Genomic DNA, 18,598 nt, shown 5'->3' on the forward strand with positions numbered 1-18,598 from the left:
AAGGCCCAGGATAGCTTACCGAAACGAAGGACGCGCCCATGGACCTCCCTCCGCACACCACGCAGCACTGGAACGTGCGCAAGCCCGCCGGCCGGGGCGAGAAGGGGATCGTCGCCAGCCAGTCGCGCGACGCGGCCGAGGCGGGCGTGGCCATCCTGCGCGCCGGCGGCACGGCGGCCGATGCGGCCGTCGCCGCGGCCTTCGCGCTGGCGACGGTCGAGCCCTGGAACTCCGGCCTCGGCGGCATCGGCTTCACGCAGGTGATGCAGCCGGGCGGCCCGGCCGAGACCTTCGACTTCGGACCGGTGGCGCCGCGAGGCCTCGACGCCTCCGCCTATCCGCTGACCGGGAAGATGAAGAACGACCTCTTCTCCTGGCCCGAGGTCGTGGGTGACATCAACATCCACGGGCCGAAATCGGCGCTGATCCCCTCGGCCGTCGCCGGCTACACGCTGCTGCACAAGCGCTACGGCCGCATGCCGATCAAGGACGTGCTGGCGCCGGCCGTGGCGCTCGCTAAGCGCGGCTTGTCGCAGGACTGGTTCACCACGCTCAAGATCGCCAACAGCGCCTCCGTGCTGCGGCTCTACGAGGAGAGCGCGCGCATCTATCTGCCCAACGGCCTGCCCCCCGTGCCCCCCTACCAGGGCGCCTCGGGCCACTTCCGCCAGGGCCGCCTCGCCGACACGCTGGAGCGGCTGCAGACCGCCGGCCTCGAGGACTTCTACAAGGGCGACATCGCCGCCTCGATCGCCGCCGACATGAAGGCGATGGAGGGCTTCGTCACCGCCGCCGACCTCGCCGCCTGCGAGGCGCGCGTGCTGCCGGCCATGGAAGCCACCTTCCGCGGCCGCCGGCTCATGCTCGCCAACGGCCTCACCGCCGCGCCGACGCTCAAGCGCCTGCTCGCGATGATGGAGGACGCGCCCTACGGCGCCGTGCCGGACGCGGCCTGGTACGCCTATCTCGCGCGCTCCCTGCGCACCTCCTACGCCGAGCGCCTCGCTGGCCTGGGCGACGACACGCCCACTGAGGCCGAGCCTGTCGGCGCCGACAGCTGCACCACGCATCTCACCGTCGCCGACAAGGACGGCATGATGATCGCGATGACCACGACGCTGCTCTCGTCGATGGGCAGCCGCGTGGTCCTGCCCGGCACCGGCGTGCTGATGAACAACGGCGTGATGTGGTTCGACCCCGAGCCCGGCAGCCCCAACGCCATCGCGCCGGGCAAGCGGCCGCTGTGCAACATGTGCCCGGTGATCGCGCTGGACACGAAGGGCAATCCGGAGATCGCCCTGGGCGCCTCGGGCGGCCGAAAGATCATGGCCGCGGTGTTCCAGCAGTACACCTACGTCGCCGATTTCGCGATGGAGCCGGAAGCCGCCGCGCACCACCCGCGCCTCGACGTGCACGGGCCGGAAGGCGTGATGGCCGACAAGCGATTGGGAGAGGCGACGCTCTCCGCGCTGGCGGCGGATGCCGAAGTCGAGCTGGTCGAGCACACGGTGGCACCGGGCAACTTCGCCTGCCCGAACCTCATCCTGCAGCGCGGCGGGATGCGGGTGGGCGTGTCGGACGTGATGTCGCCCTGGTCGGCGGCGATCGCGGAGTAAAAACAAGATCGAGGGGCTCCGCCCCTCGGTTGTCTCGCCTTCGGCGCCAACCCCCGCCAGGGCTTTTGGCCCTGGCCCCCTTTACCCGTGCAGCCCTGGCGCCTCGTGGCCCGTGCGCGCCACGTATTCGGTATAGCCGCCACCATACTGGTGGATGCCCTCCGGCGTCAGCTCCAGAACGCGGTTCGACAGCGCCGCCAAAAAGTGCCGGTCGTGCGAGACGAAGAGCATGGTGCCCTCGTATTGCGAGAGCGCCGTGATCAGCATCTCCTTCGTCGCCATGTCCAGGTGGTTCGTGGGCTCGTCCAGCACCAGGAAGTTGGGCGGGTCGTAGAGCATCTTCGCCATCACCAGCCGCGCCTTCTCGCCGCCCGAGAGCACCCGGCAGCGTTTCTCCACCTCGTCGCCCGAGAAGCCGAAGCATCCTGCCAGCGACCGCAGCGAGCCCTGCGCCGCCCGCGGGAAGGATTCCTCCAGCGCCTCGAAGACGGTCTGATTGCCGTCCAGCAGCTCCATCGCGTGCTGCGCGAAATAGGCCATCTTCACGCTGCCGCCGAGCGTGACGCTCCCCTCGTCGGGATCGGTGGAGCCCGTCACCAGCTTCAGCAGCGTCGACTTGCCCGCGCCGTTCACCCCCAGCACGCAGCAGCGCTCGCGCCGGCGCACCAGCAGGTCCAGCCCCTCGTAGATCACGCGGTGGCCGTAGCGCTTGTGAACGCCGCGCAGGTTCACGACATCCTCGCCCGAGCGCGGCGCCGGCTGGAATTCGAAGCTCACCACCTGCCGGCGCTTCGGCGGCTCGACGCGCTCGATCTTGTCCAGCTTCTTCACGCGGCTCTGCACCTGCGCCGCATGCGAGGCGCGCGCCTTGAAGCGCTCGATGAACTTGATCTCCTTGGCCAGCATCGCCTGCTGCCGCTCGAACTGCGCCTGCTGCTGCTGCTCGTTCATGGCGCGCTGCTGCTCGTAGAACTCGTAGTCGCCGGAGAAGGAGGTCAGGCTGCCGCCGTCGATCTCGATCACCTTGTTGATGATGCGGTTCATGAACTCGCGGTCGTGCGAGGTCATCATCAGCGCGCCCTCGTAGCCGGCCAGGAACTGCTCCAGCCAGATGAGGCTTTCCAGGTCGAGGTGGTTGGAGGGCTCGTCCAGCAGCATGACGTCGGGGCGCATGAGCAGGATGCGCGCCAGCGCCACGCGCATCTTCCAGCCGCCGGAGAGCGCGCCCACGTCGCCGTCCATCATCTCCTGGCTGAAGCTGAGGCCGGCCAGCACCTCGCGCGCGCGACCCTCCAGCGCGTAGCCGCCCAGGTCCTCGAAGCGCGCCTGCACCTCGCCGAAGCGCTCGATGAGGCTGTCCATCTCGTCCATGCGGTCCGGATCGGCGAGCGCCGCCTCCAGCTCCGCCAGCTCGGCCGCGACGGTGCTGACGTCGCCGGCGCCGTCCATGACCTCCGCGACCGCGCTGCGGCCGGACATCTCGCCCACGTCCTGGCTGAAGAAGCCGATGCTGACGCCGCGGTCGACCAGCACCTGGCCCTCGTCCGGCGGCTCCTGCCCCGTGATCATCCGGAACAGCGTGGACTTGCCGGCACCGTTGGGCCCGACGAGCCCGATCTTCTCGCCCTTCTGGAGGGCGGCCGAGGCCTCGATGAAGAGGAGCTGCTGGCCGTTCTGCTTGCTGATGTTGTCGAGGCGGATCATGGAAGGGCGAGGGCCGGGAACAGTTGCGGCGCGCTTATGCCCAGCCGCGCCGCCCGAGGATAGGCCCGGCACGCCGCTTGCGATGACAGTCCCGGGACACCCCTTCCGGTCGGGATTGCCAGCACCCTGCGCAATCCTTCGGCAGGAAGGCTGAACGGGAGATTACAAAAAATGCATCGTCGCGCCCTTCTTGGAGCCTCTGCCGGACTTCTCGGCACGCCCGCCCTCGTCCGCGCCCAGGGCGCCGCGTGGCCGACCCGCGGCTCGATCCGCCTGGTCGCCCAGTTTCCCCCTGGCGGCCTGGTCGACACCATCGCCCGCCTCATGGCGCCGTCGATGAGCCAAGCGCTGGGCCAGACGGTCCTGGTCGAGAACCGCGCCGGCGCGGGCGGCGTCATCGGCACCGACTATGTCGCGAAAGCCCCCGCCGACGGCTACACGCTGCTGGTCAGCCACGCCTCGGTGCATGTCTTCTCCACCGCGACGCTGCCCTCGCTGCCCTTCGACCCCATCGCCGACTTCACCCATATGGGCCTGCTGGTGGAGGCCTCGAACGTGCTGCTGGTGAAGGCCGATTCGCCCTACCGGACGCTGGAGCAGTACGTGACGGCGGCGCGCACGCAGCCGGTGCGCTTCGGCTCCTCGGGCATCGGCTCGGCGCCGCATCTGCTGGGGGCGATGCTCTCCGGCGAGGCCAACGCGCCCAACCTCGACCACGTGCCCTATCGCGGCAGCGCGCCCGCGCTCCAGGACCTGATGGGCGGCCAGATCGAGAGCATGATCGACCCGGTCACCACCAACGTGCAGATGCTGAAGGACGGCTCGCTGCGCTGCCTCGGCATCTCCACGCCGCAGCGGCTGCCGGCGCTGCCGGGCATCCCGACCTTCGCCGAGCAGGGCTTTCCCCGGCTCACCTCGGCGCAGTGGCTCGGGCTCTCGGCGCCGAAGAACCTGCCGCAGCCGATCGTGCAGCGGCTTTCCGCGCTGATCCCGCAGATCCTGGCCCGGCCCGAGCTCGTCGCGCGCTTCGAGGACCTGCAGACCATGCCGCCGGCGACGCCGGTGATGGGCACGGGCTTCACGGACCGGATCAGGGCCGAGATCACCGAATGGACCACGGTCGCGCGGCGCTACAACATCTCGGCGGCGTAGCGGCCGAGGGTCAGGCGGCGGCGCGGTGCTCCTCCCGCGCCGCCGTCCAGACCTCGCGCGCCGCATCGGCGTTCATCGCCGCAATGGCCAGGCCCACGGCCAGATCCGGCCAGGCCGAGCGCCAGACGAAGGCGGTCGCGAGCCCCGCGGCGATGATCGCGACATTGGCCGCCGCGTCGTTGCGCGCGGAGAGGAAGGCCGCCCGCGTCAGGCTGCCGCCGTGATGGCGGTGGCGCGCCAGGAGCCAGGCGCAGGTCAGGTTGACGGCCAGCGCGCCGAGCCCAGCCAGCGTCAGCGCCGCCGGCTCCGGGGCGGCGGGCAGGTTGAACTTCTCCCAGGCGGTCCAGAGCGTCGCCAGGCCCGGCACGAGGAGGATGCCCGCCAGCAGCATGCCGAGTCGCGCCCGCTGGCGCGCCGTCCAGCCGAGCGCCAGCGCGATCAGCAGGTTGATCGAGGCGTCCTCCAGGAAGTCCACGCTGTCGGCGAAGAGCGAGACCGAGCCGATGGCCAGCGCCACGGCGAACTCCACGCCGAAATAGCCGAGGTTCAGCAGCGCGACGGCGATGACGGTGCGCCGCAGGGCCGGGGTCAGGCTGTCAGCGGGCACGCCGTTGTTCCTTCAGGGGCTGCCGGCCCTTACGCCGCGAGCGGCATCCGGTCCTTCCGGCATTGCATCAGCGGCTGGATCTGCGTGCCGAACATGTCCATGCCGCCCAGAAAGTCGTCGAAGCACAGCATGATCCCGGCCACGCCCGGCATGGCCGCCACCTCGTCGAGCATGCGCGCGCAGCTCGCCGGGCTGCCGACGATCGTCCCCATGTTGAAGTTGATCGGCGAGGGGTTGCGCTGCACCACCGCCGCCATCGAGGTCGCCTCGGTGTTCACGTCATGCGCCGCATGGCCCAGCAGGTGCTGCAGCGCCGCGCGGTCGGCGCCCTTCTCGTAGCTGTCCCATTTGGCCATCGCCGCCTCGTCCGTCTCGGCCGCGACCACCATGAAGAGCATGTAGGCGCCGACGTCGCGCCCGGTCTTCTGCGCATGCTCCAGCACGCGCGCCGGCACGGAGGCCGATTTCGTCGGCTCGTTCACGCCCTCGCCGAGGCAGAAATTATAGTCGCAATACGTGGCGCCGAACTCCATCCCGCGGTCCGACTGGCCGGCGCTGACGATCTTCGGCCGCTGGCTGGGCCGGGGGCTCAGCTTGCACGCATCCATCTGGAAATACTCGCCCTTGAAGTCGGAATGCCCCGTCTCCCAGAGCTCGTGCAGGATCTGCACGTATTCGGTGCTGTAGTCGTAGCGCTTGCCGAAATGGGCGTCGCCGGGCCAGAGCCCCATCTGGCTGTACTCGACCTTGTGCCAGCCCGAGACGATGTTCACCCCGAAGCGCCCGCCCGAGATGTTGTCGATCGTCGCCGCCATGCGCGCCACGATCGCCGGGGGAATGGTCAGCACCGCCGTTGACGCGAAGAGCTTGATCCGGCTTGTCACCGCCGCCAGCCCGGCCATCAGCGTGAAGCTCTCGAGCCCATGGTCCCAGAACTCGGTCTTCCCGCCGAAGCCGTGCAGCTTGATCATCGACAGCGCGAAGTCGAGCCCGTAGCCCTCGGCCTTCTGCACCACCTGCTTGTTGAGCTCGAAGCTCGGCATGTATTGCGGCGCGTTCTCCGAGATCAGCCAGCCATTGTTGTTGATGGGAATGAAGACGCCGATATCCATGCGCTGATCGCCCTCTCGCCTTGCACCGGCCCTGCCGGCCCTGCTGCCGGGGCAAGCAAGGCATATGCCATGCGCCACGGCCAGCCCGGGGTGACCGGGCGGCATGACCACGCTGGACAGCGGCCGCGCGGGCGAACAACATCGCGCCCGAATCTGCCCCGGGACCGCCCGGCGGCGGCCACCGCCTGGAGGACCAGCCATGAAGCTCACCATGCCGGAGGAGATCATGCTCCTCCTGCTCGACGACAAGACGGGCCGTCCCATTGGCCTGCCCGCGCCCGCCGGCGACTATGCCATCGCCAGCGCCATCCTCATGCAGCTCTCCCTCGACAACCGGATCGACACCGACCCCGAGCGGCTGATGGTCACCAGCCACAAGCCCTCCGGCGACCCCGTGCTGGACGAGGCGCTGACCATGATCTCGACCAATCTCGGCATGCGCGACAGCCGCCACTGGATCGTCGAGATCGGCCGCCAGGGCGACCATTACCGCGCGATGATCCTCGACCGCCTCGTGGCCAAGGGCGTGCTGAAGAAGGAGGAGGGCCGCTTCCTCTGGGTCTTCCCCGACCGCCGCTATCCCAAGGCCGCCGAGGGCGAGACCGAGGTGCTCGAAGTGCGCGCCCGCCTGCGGAAGGTGCTGCTGGAGGACGACATCCCCGAGCCGCATGATTCGCTGATGATCGGCCTGGCGCGCGCCAGCGGCATCATCCCGCTGATCCTGACGCCGGCCGAGCAGGAGACCGTCGGCAAGCGCGTGGATCAGGTGGCCGACCTGGAGGAGCTGGGACGCACGCTGTCGGCGGTGACGCGCGAGGTCTATGCGATGATGCTGGCCTTCGCCGGGGCGCATTGAGCGCCGGCGAAGACCGGATCTTTCGCCGCTTCGGCGCCGCCCGGCGCTGAAGGGCGTTCCGCCTAATCCTCCAGCGCCTCGCGGATGCCCCGCATCCAGGCCGCGGCGCCGGAGGACAGCATGGCGATGTCGGTCTGGGTGCTCATGAACTGCGAGCCCCGGCGGATCGCCGCCGCCTGCGCCTTCGGGTCGCGGTTGCCGCCCATGCCGAAATACTTGCCGTTGGCCTTGCAGGCCGCCTCCACCCGGGCGACCGCGGCGAGCAGCGCGGGATCGGCGTATTGACCGGCCTTGCCCATGTCGAGCAGCAGGTCGTTCAGCCCGACATAGATCACGTCGATCCCCGGCACCGCGGCGATCGCCTCGATGTTCTCCACCCCCTCCTGCGCCTCGATCATGCAGACCAGCAGGGTCGCCGCTTCCAGCGCCGGCAGGGCCTCGGCCGGCGGCAGCGGGCGGAAGTCGAAATGCGGATAGGTGCCGGTCACGCTGCGCCGGCCGAGCGGGGCGAAGCGCACCGTCCGCACCGCCCGCTTCGCCTCCTCGACGGTGTTGACGTCGGGATAGATGATGCCGGTGACGCCGTTGTCGAGCAGAGCCTGAACGTCCGGATCGTGCACGCCGCGCACCCGCACCATCGGCGCGATGCCGATCGCCAGCGCCGCCTGGGCGATGTGGCCGAGCGTCTCCAGCGTGAACAGCCCGTGCTGCACCTCAAGGAACAGGAAGTCGTAGCCGTTCGCCTTGGCGATGCGCGCGATCTCCGCCGAGCGGATCAGATGCACCGCCAGGCCCAGGGCGCAGCCGCCGGCAGCCAGCTTCCGCTTGACCGGATTTTCCAGAATGATCGCCAACGACGCAGCCCCCAACATATGTCGCCTGGACTTGTAGAGTTGGGGGCCCCGCGCACAAGCGGGCACATGCAGCCAGGGACGCGCGGTATCCGGTCGGCTAGTTGGCCGCCGCCGTGCTCGCCTGCCGCAGATAGGCGATCAGGTTGTTGCGCTGCTCCTCGTTGCGCAGCCCCACATAGGACATCGACCCGCCCGGCACGATGGCCTTGGGATCCGTGATGTAGGCGCGCAGGTTCTCCTCGTTCCAGACCAGCCCCGCCGCCGCGCGCTCGCGCATCGGCGCGGAGTAGCGGAAGCCCTCGACCGCGCCCGCCGCCCGGTCCCAGATCCCGAAGAGGTTCGGCCCCACGCCGTTGCGGCCGCCCTGGTTGATGGTGTGGCAGGCGCGGCACTGGTTGAAGACGCGCTGCCCCGCCTCCGCGTCCTGCGCCATCGCGCCCATGGGCGCGAGCGCCAGCAGACCTGCCATCATCATCGAGAACCGCATCCACCCACTCCCATCACCTTGCCTGCATTGTGGCCCCTCGGGCCGATCCGGCAAGCCGGGGGCGAGGTGGACGGCGCTGCCGCTTGCCCGCATCCTGGCCGTCCAGGGAGAACACCATGACCGGCAACCGACTGAAGGTCTTCCTTTCGCACGGCACCGACACCTTCGCCGGTTATTTCGGCGACCACGCGCTGGGCGAGCTGCAGAAGCACGCGGACGTCGTCCGCAACACCACCGACCGCAATCTGCGGGACGCCGAGCTGGCCGAGGCGGCGAAGGGCTGCCAGGCGATCATCGCCTTCCGCGGCTCGCCCGGTACCGAGGCGACCTTCGCGGCCTCGCCGGATCTCGTGGCCTTCCTGCGCTGCGCGGTGGACATCAGCACGATCGACGTGCCGGCCGCCTCGTCGCACGGCATCCTGGTGACGCGCGCGACGCCGGGCTTCGTGGATGCCGTGGCCGAGCTCGGCATCGGCATGATGGTGGACCTCGCCCGCGGCATCTCGCGCATGGGCCAGGCCTATCGCGCGGGCGGCGATCCGGCGGCGGTGCGGAACGTGCAGCTCTCGGCCTCGACGCTGGGGATCATCGGCTACGGGCGCATCGCGAGGCGCGTGGAGGAGATCGCCCGGGCGCTCGGCATGACGGTGCTGGTGCACGATCCCTATGTCCGCCCGGAGACGAGCCTGGAGGAGGTGCAGGCGCAGGCCGATTTCCTCCTCTGCCTCGCCATCTCCAGCCCGGAGACCGCGAACCTGATGGACGCCGCCGCCTTCGCGCGGATGAAGCAGGGTGCCTTCTTCATCAACCTCTCGCGCGGGGAGCTGGTGGACGAGGAGGCGCTGGAGGCGGCGCTCGATTCTGGCCATCTCGGCGGCGCCGCGATGGATGTCGGACGTGCGCCCGACCAGAAGCCGAGCCCGCGCCTGGCCCGCCGCCCGGACGTGGTGGCGACGCCGCATATCGGCGGCGTGACACCCCAGGCGGCCTATCACCAGGCGATGGACACGGTGCGGCAGATCGCCTCGCTGGCCGCCGGCAAGCTGCCGGACGGGGCGGTGAATGCGGCGGAGGCGCATCGGCTGTCGCGGCTGGGGATCAGCTGAACCGCACCAGATTCTGGCCGGGCAACGGCCCGCCCGGGAACTGCATCAGCCGCGCTCCCGCCGCCAGGGGGCCGAGATCCATCGGGAACGCGCCCAGCCGCTCCATCAGCGCCGCGACCTCCGCCCGCGCGGCGGCGTCATCACCGGACAGGAACAGCACGCGCTTCCCGCCCGCGGGCGGCTCGGCCGCGAGCAGCCCCGGCGCCAGATGGTTGAACGCCTTCACCACGCGGGCGCCGGGCACGAGCCCGGAAAACACCTCCGTCGAGGCACGGCCGTTCAGCTCCGCCGGCCGGAAGAGCGGCGCCTCGATCGGGTTGTTGGCGTCGATCGCGATGCGCCCGGCGAGGTCCAGCCCCGCCAGCGCGGCCGGCAGCCTCGACCAGTTCACCGCGACGAGGACGATGCCCTGCGCCGCGGCCTCCTCGCGCGTGCCGGCGCGGATGGAGCCGGTCGCGATGCCGGCCAGCGTCTCCGGCCCGCGGCTGTTGGCGATCACCGCGGGAATGCCGTGGCGGGCGAGAAGGGTGGCGAAGGCCTGGCCGATCCGGCCGGCGCCGATGATGCCGATGCTCATCTCGATCTCCGTCACGCCGTGAAGCCGCCATCGGCGACGATCTCCGCGCCGGTGACGAAGCCCGCCTCCGGGCTGGCCAGGAAGGCGACGGCGGCGGCGATCTCCCGCGGCCGGCCGTAGCGGCCGATCGCCATGCCGGGGCCGACGATCTTCGAGACCGGCCCGCCATCGGGGTTCATGTCCGTGTCGGTCGGACCGGGATGCACCGTGTTGACCGTGATCCCGCGCGGCCCGAGGTCGCGCGCCAGGCCGCGGTTGAAGCCGGCCACGGCGCCCTTGGTCAGCGTGTAGAGCGAGGCACCGCCGAAGGCGGCATAGCGCGTCATGGAGGAGCCGATCTGGATGATCCGCCCGCCCTCCTTCATGTGCCGGGCGGCCTCCTGCGTCGCCACGAAGACGCCCGTGACGTTCACCGCGACCATCCGCTGGTAGTCCTCGAAACCGATGGTCTCGATCGGGCCGCCCAGCGCGATGCCGGCGTTGTTCACGAGGATGTCGAGCCCGCCGAAGCGCGCGACGGTGCGCGCCACGGCGGCGCGCACCGCCGCGGGATCGCCGGCATCGGCCTGGAGGGCGAGCGCCGCGCCGCCGGTGGCCCCGATCTCAGCGACGAGGGCCTGCGCCTTCTCCGGCGAGGCGCTGTAGGTCAGTGCGACCTGGGCGCCGTCGGCGGCCAGCCGCCGCGCGATGGAGGCGCCGATGGAGCGCGAACCGCCGGTGACGAGGGCGGTCTTGCCGGCGAGGGGGAGGGTATAGGTCATCGAAAGGCTCCTGGCTTGGTGCCTCCGATATCGCGCCGCCACTCCATTCCAATTAGCCGGAAATGAATGTTATCATTCTCAAGCAATTCTTGAGAATGCGGGATGGAAACCCTCACCAACCTCGAATCCTTCCGGCTCAGCGCCGAGGCCGGCGGCTTCTCCGCCGCCGCGCGGCGCCTCGGCCTCACGCCCGCCGCGGTCAGCCGCAACGTGGCGATGCTGGAGCGCAACCTCGGCCAGCGGCTCTTCCAGCGCAGCACCCGGCGCCTGACCCTCACCGAGGCCGGCGAGCGCTTCCTGCAGGGCATCGCCTCGCCGCTGGAAGGGCTGCAGGCCGCGATTGCCGACGCCTCCTCCGGCGAGGCGGAGCCCTCCGGCACGCTGAAGGTCAGCGTCAGCCTGGGCTTCGGCCTCGAGCACATCCTGCCGCTGCTGCCCGGGTTCCTCGCGCGCCACCCGCGCATCCGCCCCGACTGGAGCTTCGAGAACCGCCAGGTGGACCTCATCGCCGAGGGCTTCGATGCGGCCATCGGCGGCGGCTTCGAGCTCTCGCCCGGCATGATCGCGCGCAGCCTGGCGCCGGCGCACATCATCGCCGTCGCGTCGCCGGCTTATCTCGACGGCAGGCCGCCCGTCGCCGATCCCTCGGGCCTCGCTGCGCTGGACGGCATCGTGATGCGCTCGCCCAGCACCGGCCGCATCCGCCAATGGGTGATGCGCGACGCGGCGGGTGAGGAGATGGCCGCCCTGATGGACGAGCGCACCATGCTCTCCGACACGGCCGCCGTCTGCCGGGCGGCGGTGCTCGGCCTGGGCGTCGCGCTGGTCGCCGTGCCGGACGCGCTGCCGCATCTGGAAAGCGACGCGCTGCGGCGCGTGCTGCCGCGCTGGTACGCCGATGCGGGGGCGATCTCGCTCTACTACGCGCACCGCACGCTGATGCCGGCCAAGACCCGCGCCTTCGTGGACCATGTCAGCGAATCGTTCCGGGAACAGCGGCTGGCCGAGCGCTTCGCCGGCAGCCTCGGCTGATTGACGCGCGCCCGCCGCGCGGCACCAATGGCGGCCCCAGGAGGAACAAACCCATGGCTGAGACGACCCTCTTTCCCGGCACCGTCGAATGGACCGGCGAGAATCCCGGCATCTCCCTGAAGGAGGACCCGAGCGGCCCCTTCACCACGCTGGCCTCCTTCTTCCGCGTGATGCTCTCGCCGCACGGGCGCGGGCATGCGCTGGTGCTGCTGCAGTCGCCGCAGGAGGGCTCGCCGGGCAATCTCTGCCTGACCGACAACGAGCCGCTCGCGCGCTGGCTGATCGCGGAATACGTCTCGAACTTCGGCGCCTGGCGCGGGCTGGCCGGGCTGTCCTCCCTGACCTTCCGCAAGCTCGACAGCGTGGAGGCGGATGGCGACGCCATCACGCGCTACGGCGAGACGGTGAAGGCCGGCGACGTGACGGTGAAGCTGGACTGGTCGGGCCTCGGGAAGCCCTTCTGCTTCGCGCTGTCGCCCGCGCAGTCCGCTACCGGCAAGCACCACATGCCCAGCCTCTTCGTCGGCTGCGACAAGGCGACCGTCACGGTGAACGGCCAGGTCCGGCCGGGCGCGCCGATCCCGCGCGACATCGCGGGGCAGCGCATCTCGACGGCGATGCTGGCCTTCTCGGAGACCTGGATCCGGGCCTGATGGCGCTCGATTGGTCCGCCGTCGCCGCCCATGCGCTGTCGCTTCCGGACACGGAGCCCGGCACGTATTTCGGCAAGCCGACGGTGAAGGCGAACGGCCACGCGCTCATCAGCCCCGGGCGCGAGGCGGGCAGCTTCGTGCTCCACATCGGCGAGGACGCGAAGCTGATGCTGCTGGAGACCGATCCCGCGACCTTCTGGCAGACGCGGCACTACCAGGGCTGGCCGGCCCTGCTGGTGCGCTACGACAGCCAGGACCCGGAACGGGTCCTGGCGATGATCGGCGCCTCGCGGGACTGGGCGCTCAGCCGCAAGCCGCCCCGGCCGCCGCGGCGCGGCAGCCGCTGACCCCGGCGGATCAGCCGCTCCTGACCTTCCGATAGGTGTCCTTCCGCGCGATCAGCCCGTCGCGGATCTCGAAGAGGTCCACGCCGCGGACCTCCGTCATGCGCCCCTCGCGGTCGGTGCCGCGGAAGGTCCACTCGCTGAAGGCGCGGTCGCCCGCGGGCACATGCACGGGCGCCTCCCACCGCGCATCCGGCCAGATTCGCCAGGCGGCGGGGAAGGCCTCGCGCAGCGCCGGCTTGCCCTGGTGGCGGGTGCCATGCGCCTCCGGTCCCGCGGCAGTCTCGAAGACGCAGTCCTCCGTCACCAGTGCGAGCAGCCCCTCCAGGTCGTGGCGGTTCCAGGCCGCGGCGAAGGCCGTCAGCAGGGTGAGGTCGTCCATGTCCTGAGCGCCTCTACTGCTGCGGAATCACGCGGATCAGGTGGTTCGGCTGCCAGCCGGGCATCAGCTCCATCCGCCGCTGCCACCAGCGCGGCAGGCCCGTCGGATCGGTCTTGCGCTGCACGTAGAAGCCCTCCAGCGGCGCCATGAAGTCCCAGAGCCGCCGCAGCTCCTTCACCGGCGTGTCGTGCAGGTCTACGCGCAGGTCGGCCAACGGGAAATCGTCCGTCCCGTAGACGAGCAGCGCGGCCGAGGTCAGCCCCTCTTCCTGCCCGCCGGAACGTGCCCCGGCCTCCAGCGCGCGCATCAGCCGCTCGGCGAGGGGCAGGCCGCTGCCCTGCGTGGCCGCGAAGGCCTCGAAGGCGTCGTCCACGCAGCTCGCCGTCACAACATTGCCGGCGCAGAGAAAGCCCTCGCCCAGCCGGTGTCCCGCATGCGCCGGCGCCCGCTCGCCGGTATGGGCCGCGACGCTGCCAGCCCGGTCCACCAGCGAGACCTGCCGGCTCGGCCAGTGCGGGTCCTCCGCGGCGAGCCGCGCCAGCGCGGCCTCGGCCGTCATGCCTTCCGCGAGCAGCTGGCCCGCCAGCGCCCGATGGAGCGGCGAGGCCACGCATTGATAGGCCACGGCCCCATGCCCCGGCACGACGAGCGGGACGTTGGCGCCCACATTGGGCGAGTAGGTGGCGACGCCGACGCCGTACTGGCCGCTGCGCGGGCAGCGCGCGGCGATGGAATAGGTCATGTCGTTCCTCCCAGGGATTATCCGGCGCTTCCCGCCGGGCGGCCGGCGCGCGCGCGATCCCAGTCGCGCTGGAATCGCGCGCGCAGGGATTCCGTGTCCGGCGGGCCGAGGATCGCGCCCGTCCGCTCCACCCGCTCGCGCACCGCGGGCTCGGCCAGGATGGCGGCGATCTCGGCGTTGAGCCGGGCGACGATGGCGGCCGGCGTGCCGGCGGGCGCGAAGATCGCGTTGCTCGCCAGCGCGTCGTAGGCCACGCCGGATTCCAGCAGCGTCGGCACGTCCGGCAGATCCGGGACGCGCTCGGCCGTGGCGACGGCGAGGAGCCGCAGCTTGCCCTCGCGCACCAGCGGAAGCTGCACGGGTGCTGAGCCGATATTCATCTGGATGGTGCCGGCGACGAGGTCGAGGTCCAGCGGCGGCAGGCCGCGATAGGTGAGGTGCTCCATCCGGCTGCCGGCGGCGCGCTCGATCGCCTGGCAGCCCTGATGGTCGTTGCCGCCCTCGCCGAGATTGCCGCAATTGGCCCGGCCGGGATTGGCGCGCAGCCAGGCCAGCAGCTCCGGCATGGTCCGGGCGGGGACGGCGGGGTTCACCGTGAGCACGCTGGGCAGGCCGGCGACGAAGGCGACCGGCACCAGCTCCCGCATCGGATCGAAGCGCAGGTCCGGCGTGTTGGCGGCGACCACCAGGATGGCGCTGCTGTGTATGAAGAGCGTGGAGCCGTCAGGCCGCGCGCGGGCCACGGCCTGGGCGGCGATGAGGCCGCCGGCGCCGGTCCGGTTGTCCGGCACCACCGGCACGCCGAGCCGCGCCGAGAGCCGTTCCGCCACCAGCCGGGCCAGGATGTCGGTGATGCCGCCGGCCGAATAGGGCACGACCAGCGTGATCGGCTGGCTCGGAAAGCCCTGGGCGCTCGCCGCGGCGGGCGCGGCGAGAGGCAGGGCGAGGGCGAGGCGGCGGCTCAGCATGCGTCGGGACACTCCGCGGGGGACACCCGAAGCCTAGGGAGGTCGAGACCTGCTTCCCATGATAATATAGCGGAGCCAGACTTCACCGAATTCGCAGGCTTGGACGCCATGGACCTTCGCCAGCTCACCACCTTCCTCGAGGTCGCCGAGCAGGGCAGCCTGCGCCAGGCAGCCGTCCGGCTGCGCATCGTGGAGACGGCGCTGAGCCGCCAGATGCGCCTGCTGGAGGAGGAGTTCGGCACCGCCCTCTTCCGCCGGCACGGCCGCGGCCTCGCGCTCACCGAGGCCGGGCGCGTGCTGCGCGAGCGCGCCGCGCCCCTGCTGCACGGCCTCGCCCAGCTTCGCGCGGACATGCGCGCGTTGAGCGGCGCGGTCTCCGGCCGCGTCACCATCGGCCTGCCCTGGCTGCTGCTCGAGCGGCTGAGCGCCGGCCTCGCGCGCGGCTTCATCCCGGCGCATCCGGCGGTGAACATCCGCTTCGTCGGCGGCTTCGCGGACCATCTGCGCGAGGTTCTGCTGGCCGGCGAGGCCGACCTTGCGCTGGTCTTCGATCCCGCGCCGGCCCGCGCCATGGCGCTGACGCCGCTGCTCCAGGAGGAGATGGTGCTGGTGGCGGCCCCGGCCGCCGGCTACCGCGCCGACCGGCCGCTGCCCTTCCGCCATCTCGGCGAGGTGCCGCTGGCGCTGCCGAGCCCGAAGAACCCCTTCCGGCAGCGGCTGGAGGCGCTGGCCGCGGCGCGCGGCCTGGCGCTCGACGTGCGCTTCGAGGTGGAGGCGCTGGCGCCCCAGAAGGCCCTGGCGCTGGGCGGCGTGGGGCAGATGCTCGCCTCGCGGCAGGCGGTGCGGGAGGAGCTGGCACAGGGGCGGCTCTGCGCCGCGCCGCTGCGCGGGCCCGCGATCACGCGGATCCTGTATCTGGCCGAGCCGACCGACCGGCCCGCCTCGATGGCGACGCGCCGGCTGACGGAGGCCGTCCGCGAGGAGGTGGCGCGCTGGCTGGAGGCGGGCGATTTCTCCTTGCCGCCCGGATCCCCTCGGCCGGCCGGCTAAACCGCATCCACCCGCGCGAAGCGGATCGTGACCCGCATCCCACGGCCCGGCGACGACACGACGTCCACGCTCGCTCCGGCATTCTGCTGGAGCGACTGCACGATCATCGCGCCCAGCCGGCCCGGCTTGGGCCATTGCACGCCCTCGGCGAGGCCGATCCCGTCATCGGCGATGACGACGCGGCAGCCCTCTGCATCGACCAGGCTGTGCAGGGTGATCGTCCCGCCCTCGCGCCCCTCGAAGGCGTGCTTCAGCGCATTGGTCAGCAGCTCGTTGACCACAAGCCCCGCCGGCATCGCGACATTCACCGAGACCGGCCAGGCATCGACCTTGAGGTCGAGCCGGATGCCCTCCACCGCATGCGCGCGCATCACGGCGGCGGCGATCTGGCTGAGGTAGATGCCGAGGTCGATCGTCTCGCCCTCGCCCTGGTCGGCGAGCGACCGGTAGAGCAGCGCAAGGGATTCGACGCGCCCGGCCAGGCGCTCGAAGGCATCTCCCGCGGCGTCATCCGGAATGTTGCGCGTCTCGAGCCGGATCAGCGCGGTGATCATCTGGAGGTTGTTCTTCACGCGGTGCTGCAATTCGCGCAGGAGCGTGTCCTTCTCCTTCACCCGCTTCTCATAGGCTTCGAGCTCGGCCGGATCGCGCTGGCGGCTCTGTGCCAGCGCCAGGAGGCGGAAGACCGGCGCGCCGTGGTCGTTCTGGATCAGGTTCAGCCAGACATCGACCGTCAGCGGTGTCGCGCCGTGCAGGATCTGGAACAGGCCCACATAATCATCCTGTCCGGCCTTGGCCGCGACGGTGTCCAGGGCCTCGATCAGCTTGCGCTCCCCGTCGGCGGCCGCGGCGACGGCGGCCACCAGGCTCCATGGCCGGCCGACGATCTGCGTCGCGTCCTCGCCGGCGAGGCGCTGGAATTCGGGGTTGGCGTAGGTGATCCGCTCCTGCGGATGCAGCTCCGCCACGGCGATCGCGAAGGGCAGGTGGTCGAGGAACTGCTTGAACCGGTCGCTGTCCAGCGCTTCCGCGAGGTCCGGCGTATCGAGCAGCTCCCCGAGCGGCGTCAGTTCGTCGTCGGAGGTCGTCATGGGCCGAATGGAACCTTCATGGACTGGTCGTCGCGACGCGGAAGGGCACTTCGATCTCCGCACCAAGCCTTGTTTCGGCCTTTGCCAGTGTCCCTGCAAGCGCCGGGCGGCCCCGGTGGGCTGGGGCTCAGGAGAATTCCTTGGCATAGGACTCGGGCGAGAAGCCGACCAGCAGGCTCTTCCCGTCCGCCAGCACGGGCCGCTTGATCATCGAGGGCTGCGCGACCATCAGCGCGATGGCCTTGCCCTCGTCGATGCCTTCCCGCTCCGCCTCGGGCAGCCTGCGGAAGGTCGTGCCGGCTCGGTTCAAGAGCTTCTCCCAGCCCACCTGGCCGGCCCAGGCCTTCAGCGTCGCGGCCTCGATGCCCGAGGCCTTGTAGTCGTGGAACGCGTAGGGCACGCCCCTGGCGTCCAGCCAGGCGCGCGCCTTCTTCATCGTGTCGCAGTTCTTGATGCCGTAGATCGTCGTCGTCACGTCGTCGTCCTCATGGGCGCCTGTCCAGGAAGCCGCGGACGGTCGCGACCGTCGCGGCGGGTTGCTCCTCCATGAGCCAGTGCCCGGCATCGGGGATGACCGCCCCGGTGACGTTCGTCGCTCCGGCCCGGATCACCTCGGCCATCGCCGTCCCGAAGGATTTCTCCCCGCCCACCGCCAGCACCGGCATGGTCAGCCGACCATTGGCCAGGACGGCGCGGTTGTCGATGGCGTCCTGGTCGAAGGCGGCGAACTGCGCGAAGCCCGCGCGCATGGCGCCGGGGCGGGCGTAGAGCGCCGCGTAATGCTCGCGGCTGGCCTCGGTGAAGCGGGCGGGGTTCGCGGAGAACTCGTTCCAGAAGCGGTCGAGGTAGATGCGCTCGCGGCCCGCCACCAGCCGCTCCATGTCCGGCCCGCCGAACCGGAAGTGCCAGAGCAGCGGGTTCTTCAGGATCTCCTCCCAGGGCCCGACGCCGGGGACGGGCGCGTCCATCAGCACGAGCTTCGTCACCCGCTGCGGATGCCGCGCGGCCAGCGCGAAGGCGACCATGTTGCCGATGTCGTGTGCCACGACCTCGGCGCTCTGAATCCGCAGCGCATCGAGCAGCCCGGCCATGTCCTCGGCCTGGACCATCTTCTCGTAGCCGCGCTCGGGGATGGAGGAGAGGCCCATGCCGCGCAGGTCCGGCACGATGACCGTGTGGTCGCGGGCCAGGTCCTCCGCCAGCGCGCCCCACATGTCGCCGGTCTCGCCATAGCCGTGCAGCAACAGCACGGCCGGGCCGGTGCCGCCGGTGCGGACATGCAGCGTGACGCCGTTGGTGGGGATCTCGCGGGTCTGGAAGCCGGCGGGGAAGGGATGCACCTGCGCCAGGGCCGGCGCGGCGAGTAAGGTGAGGCCGCCGAGAGCGGCCAGCATTCTGCGGAACATGGGGTGGACTCCGGTCTGGCGTCGCCCCTCGGCGGCGTCTTGTGGGCGAACACTAGGCGTCCTGGCGGGTTCGGGAGTAGAGGGCGAATTCACGACGA

General features: G+C 70.9%; 21 protein-coding genes. 8 read left to right on the plus strand and 13 right to left on the minus strand.

From position 1 onward, the window contains the following. The first annotated feature begins 38 nt into the window (after positions 1-38). The gene (locus tag AC1ROY_RS16705) at positions 39-1,616 is read left to right on the plus strand and encodes a gamma-glutamyltransferase (protein WP_493149986.1); all 1,578 of its coding nucleotides are present in this window, start codon (positions 39-41) and stop codon (positions 1,614-1,616) included. A gap of 81 nt (positions 1,617-1,697) precedes the next feature. Here the strand turns inward: AC1ROY_RS16705 and AC1ROY_RS16710 are convergent, their stop codons facing one another. Next, positions 1,698-3,320 (minus strand): ABC-F family ATP-binding cassette domain-containing protein, encoded by a 1,623-nt coding sequence (locus tag AC1ROY_RS16710; RefSeq protein WP_493149987.1) that lies wholly within the window; start codon positions 3,318-3,320, stop codon positions 1,698-1,700. 171 nt (positions 3,321-3,491) lie between these two features. On the opposite strand from AC1ROY_RS16710, the gene AC1ROY_RS16715 reads away from it, so the two are divergent. Next, on the plus strand, positions 3,492-4,472 hold the full coding sequence (locus AC1ROY_RS16715; protein WP_493149988.1) for a Bug family tripartite tricarboxylate transporter substrate binding protein: 981 nt from the start codon (positions 3,492-3,494) through the stop codon (positions 4,470-4,472). A 10-nt stretch (positions 4,473-4,482) separates the two neighbouring features. Here the strand turns inward: AC1ROY_RS16715 and AC1ROY_RS16720 are convergent, their stop codons facing one another. Further along, entirely contained in the window at positions 4,483-5,079 is a 597-nt protein-coding gene (locus AC1ROY_RS16720; RefSeq protein WP_493149989.1) for a cation efflux transmembrane domain-containing protein, read from the minus strand. A gap of 29 nt (positions 5,080-5,108) precedes the next feature. Continuing rightward, entirely contained in the window at positions 5,109-6,191 is a 1,083-nt protein-coding gene (rutA, locus tag AC1ROY_RS16725; protein WP_493149990.1) for a pyrimidine utilization protein A, read from the minus strand. Positions 6,192-6,390: 199 nt separating this feature from the next. Between rutA and AC1ROY_RS16730 the strand changes: the two genes are divergently transcribed. After that, entirely contained in the window at positions 6,391-7,047 is a 657-nt protein-coding gene (locus AC1ROY_RS16730; protein ID WP_493149991.1) for a GOLPH3/VPS74 family protein, read from the plus strand. 62 nt (positions 7,048-7,109) lie between these two features. Here AC1ROY_RS16730 and AC1ROY_RS16735 read toward each other — a convergent pair whose 3' ends face one another. Next, complete coding sequence (locus AC1ROY_RS16735; RefSeq protein ID WP_493149992.1) at positions 7,110-7,901, minus strand: HpcH/HpaI aldolase family protein; 792 nt, start codon at positions 7,899-7,901, stop codon at positions 7,110-7,112. Between the two features lie 97 nt (positions 7,902-7,998). Continuing rightward, on the minus strand, positions 7,999-8,388 hold the full coding sequence (locus AC1ROY_RS16740; protein WP_493149993.1) for a c-type cytochrome: 390 nt from the start codon (positions 8,386-8,388) through the stop codon (positions 7,999-8,001). 116 nt (positions 8,389-8,504) lie between these two features. On the opposite strand from AC1ROY_RS16740, the gene AC1ROY_RS16745 reads away from it, so the two are divergent. Further along, a complete protein-coding gene (locus AC1ROY_RS16745) occupies positions 8,505-9,494 on the plus strand; it encodes an NAD(P)-dependent oxidoreductase (protein WP_493149994.1) in 990 nt (329 codons plus the stop codon). On the opposite strand, the gene AC1ROY_RS16750 is transcribed toward AC1ROY_RS16745, so the two are convergent. Together AC1ROY_RS16750 and AC1ROY_RS16755 are read right to left on the minus strand one after the other, a co-directional pair. Beyond that, positions 9,487-10,071: an NADPH-dependent F420 reductase gene (locus AC1ROY_RS16750; protein WP_493149995.1), complete on the minus strand. Its 585-nt coding sequence runs from the start codon at positions 10,069-10,071 to the stop codon at positions 9,487-9,489. The two genes, AC1ROY_RS16745 and AC1ROY_RS16750, sit on opposite strands and share 8 nt — an antisense overlap. A gap of 11 nt (positions 10,072-10,082) precedes the next feature. Further along, complete coding sequence (locus AC1ROY_RS16755; RefSeq protein WP_493149996.1) at positions 10,083-10,832, minus strand: 3-oxoacyl-ACP reductase family protein; 750 nt, start codon at positions 10,830-10,832, stop codon at positions 10,083-10,085. Positions 10,833-10,934: 102 nt separating this feature from the next. Between AC1ROY_RS16755 and AC1ROY_RS16760 the strand changes: the two genes are divergently transcribed. Genes AC1ROY_RS16760 through AC1ROY_RS16770 form a run of 3 tightly spaced genes read left to right on the plus strand, consistent with a single transcriptional unit; the run spans position 10,935 to position 12,864 of the window. Next, positions 10,935-11,864 (plus strand): LysR family transcriptional regulator, encoded by a 930-nt coding sequence (locus AC1ROY_RS16760; protein ID WP_493149997.1) that lies wholly within the window; start codon positions 10,935-10,937, stop codon positions 11,862-11,864. A gap of 53 nt (positions 11,865-11,917) precedes the next feature. Then, on the plus strand, positions 11,918-12,517 hold the full coding sequence (locus AC1ROY_RS16765) for a hypothetical protein (RefSeq protein WP_493149998.1): 600 nt from the start codon (positions 11,918-11,920) through the stop codon (positions 12,515-12,517). Beyond that, a complete protein-coding gene (locus tag AC1ROY_RS16770; RefSeq protein WP_493149999.1) occupies positions 12,517-12,864 on the plus strand; it encodes a hypothetical protein in 348 nt (115 codons plus the stop codon). Before AC1ROY_RS16765 ends, AC1ROY_RS16770 begins: the two co-directional genes overlap by 1 nt. A gap of 10 nt (positions 12,865-12,874) precedes the next feature. Here AC1ROY_RS16770 and AC1ROY_RS16775 read toward each other — a convergent pair whose 3' ends face one another. From AC1ROY_RS16775 to AC1ROY_RS16785, 3 genes are read right to left on the minus strand one after another with little or no spacing between them, the layout of a single operon-like run. Further along, entirely contained in the window at positions 12,875-13,243 is a 369-nt protein-coding gene (locus tag AC1ROY_RS16775; protein ID WP_493150000.1) for a nuclear transport factor 2 family protein, read from the minus strand. A 13-nt stretch (positions 13,244-13,256) separates the two neighbouring features. Beyond that, complete coding sequence (locus AC1ROY_RS16780; RefSeq protein WP_493150001.1) at positions 13,257-13,985, minus strand: DUF1028 domain-containing protein; 729 nt, start codon at positions 13,983-13,985, stop codon at positions 13,257-13,259. 17 nt (positions 13,986-14,002) lie between these two features. Beyond that, the gene (locus AC1ROY_RS16785) at positions 14,003-14,953 is read right to left on the minus strand and encodes a Bug family tripartite tricarboxylate transporter substrate binding protein (RefSeq protein WP_493150002.1); all 951 of its coding nucleotides are present in this window, start codon (positions 14,951-14,953) and stop codon (positions 14,003-14,005) included. A 108-nt stretch (positions 14,954-15,061) separates the two neighbouring features. On the opposite strand from AC1ROY_RS16785, the gene AC1ROY_RS16790 reads away from it, so the two are divergent. After that, positions 15,062-16,003: a LysR family transcriptional regulator gene (locus tag AC1ROY_RS16790; RefSeq protein ID WP_493150003.1), complete on the plus strand. Its 942-nt coding sequence runs from the start codon at positions 15,062-15,064 to the stop codon at positions 16,001-16,003. Here AC1ROY_RS16790 and AC1ROY_RS16795 read toward each other — a convergent pair. From AC1ROY_RS16795 to AC1ROY_RS16805, 3 genes are all read right to left on the minus strand, one after another. Continuing rightward, positions 16,000-17,094, minus strand: coding sequence for a sensor histidine kinase (locus tag AC1ROY_RS16795; protein WP_493150004.1), 1,095 nt, complete (start codon positions 17,092-17,094; stop codon positions 16,000-16,002). The two genes, AC1ROY_RS16790 and AC1ROY_RS16795, sit on opposite strands and share 4 nt — an antisense overlap. Positions 17,095-17,221: 127 nt before the next feature. Continuing rightward, on the minus strand, positions 17,222-17,569 hold the full coding sequence (locus tag AC1ROY_RS16800; RefSeq protein ID WP_493150005.1) for an ArsC family reductase: 348 nt from the start codon (positions 17,567-17,569) through the stop codon (positions 17,222-17,224). A gap of 10 nt (positions 17,570-17,579) precedes the next feature. Further along, on the minus strand, positions 17,580-18,500 hold the full coding sequence (locus tag AC1ROY_RS16805; RefSeq protein WP_493150006.1) for an alpha/beta fold hydrolase: 921 nt from the start codon (positions 18,498-18,500) through the stop codon (positions 17,580-17,582). Positions 18,501-18,598 lie beyond the last annotated feature (98 nt).

The organism is Roseococcus sp. GW821-FHT12F05, assembly GCF_058806835.1.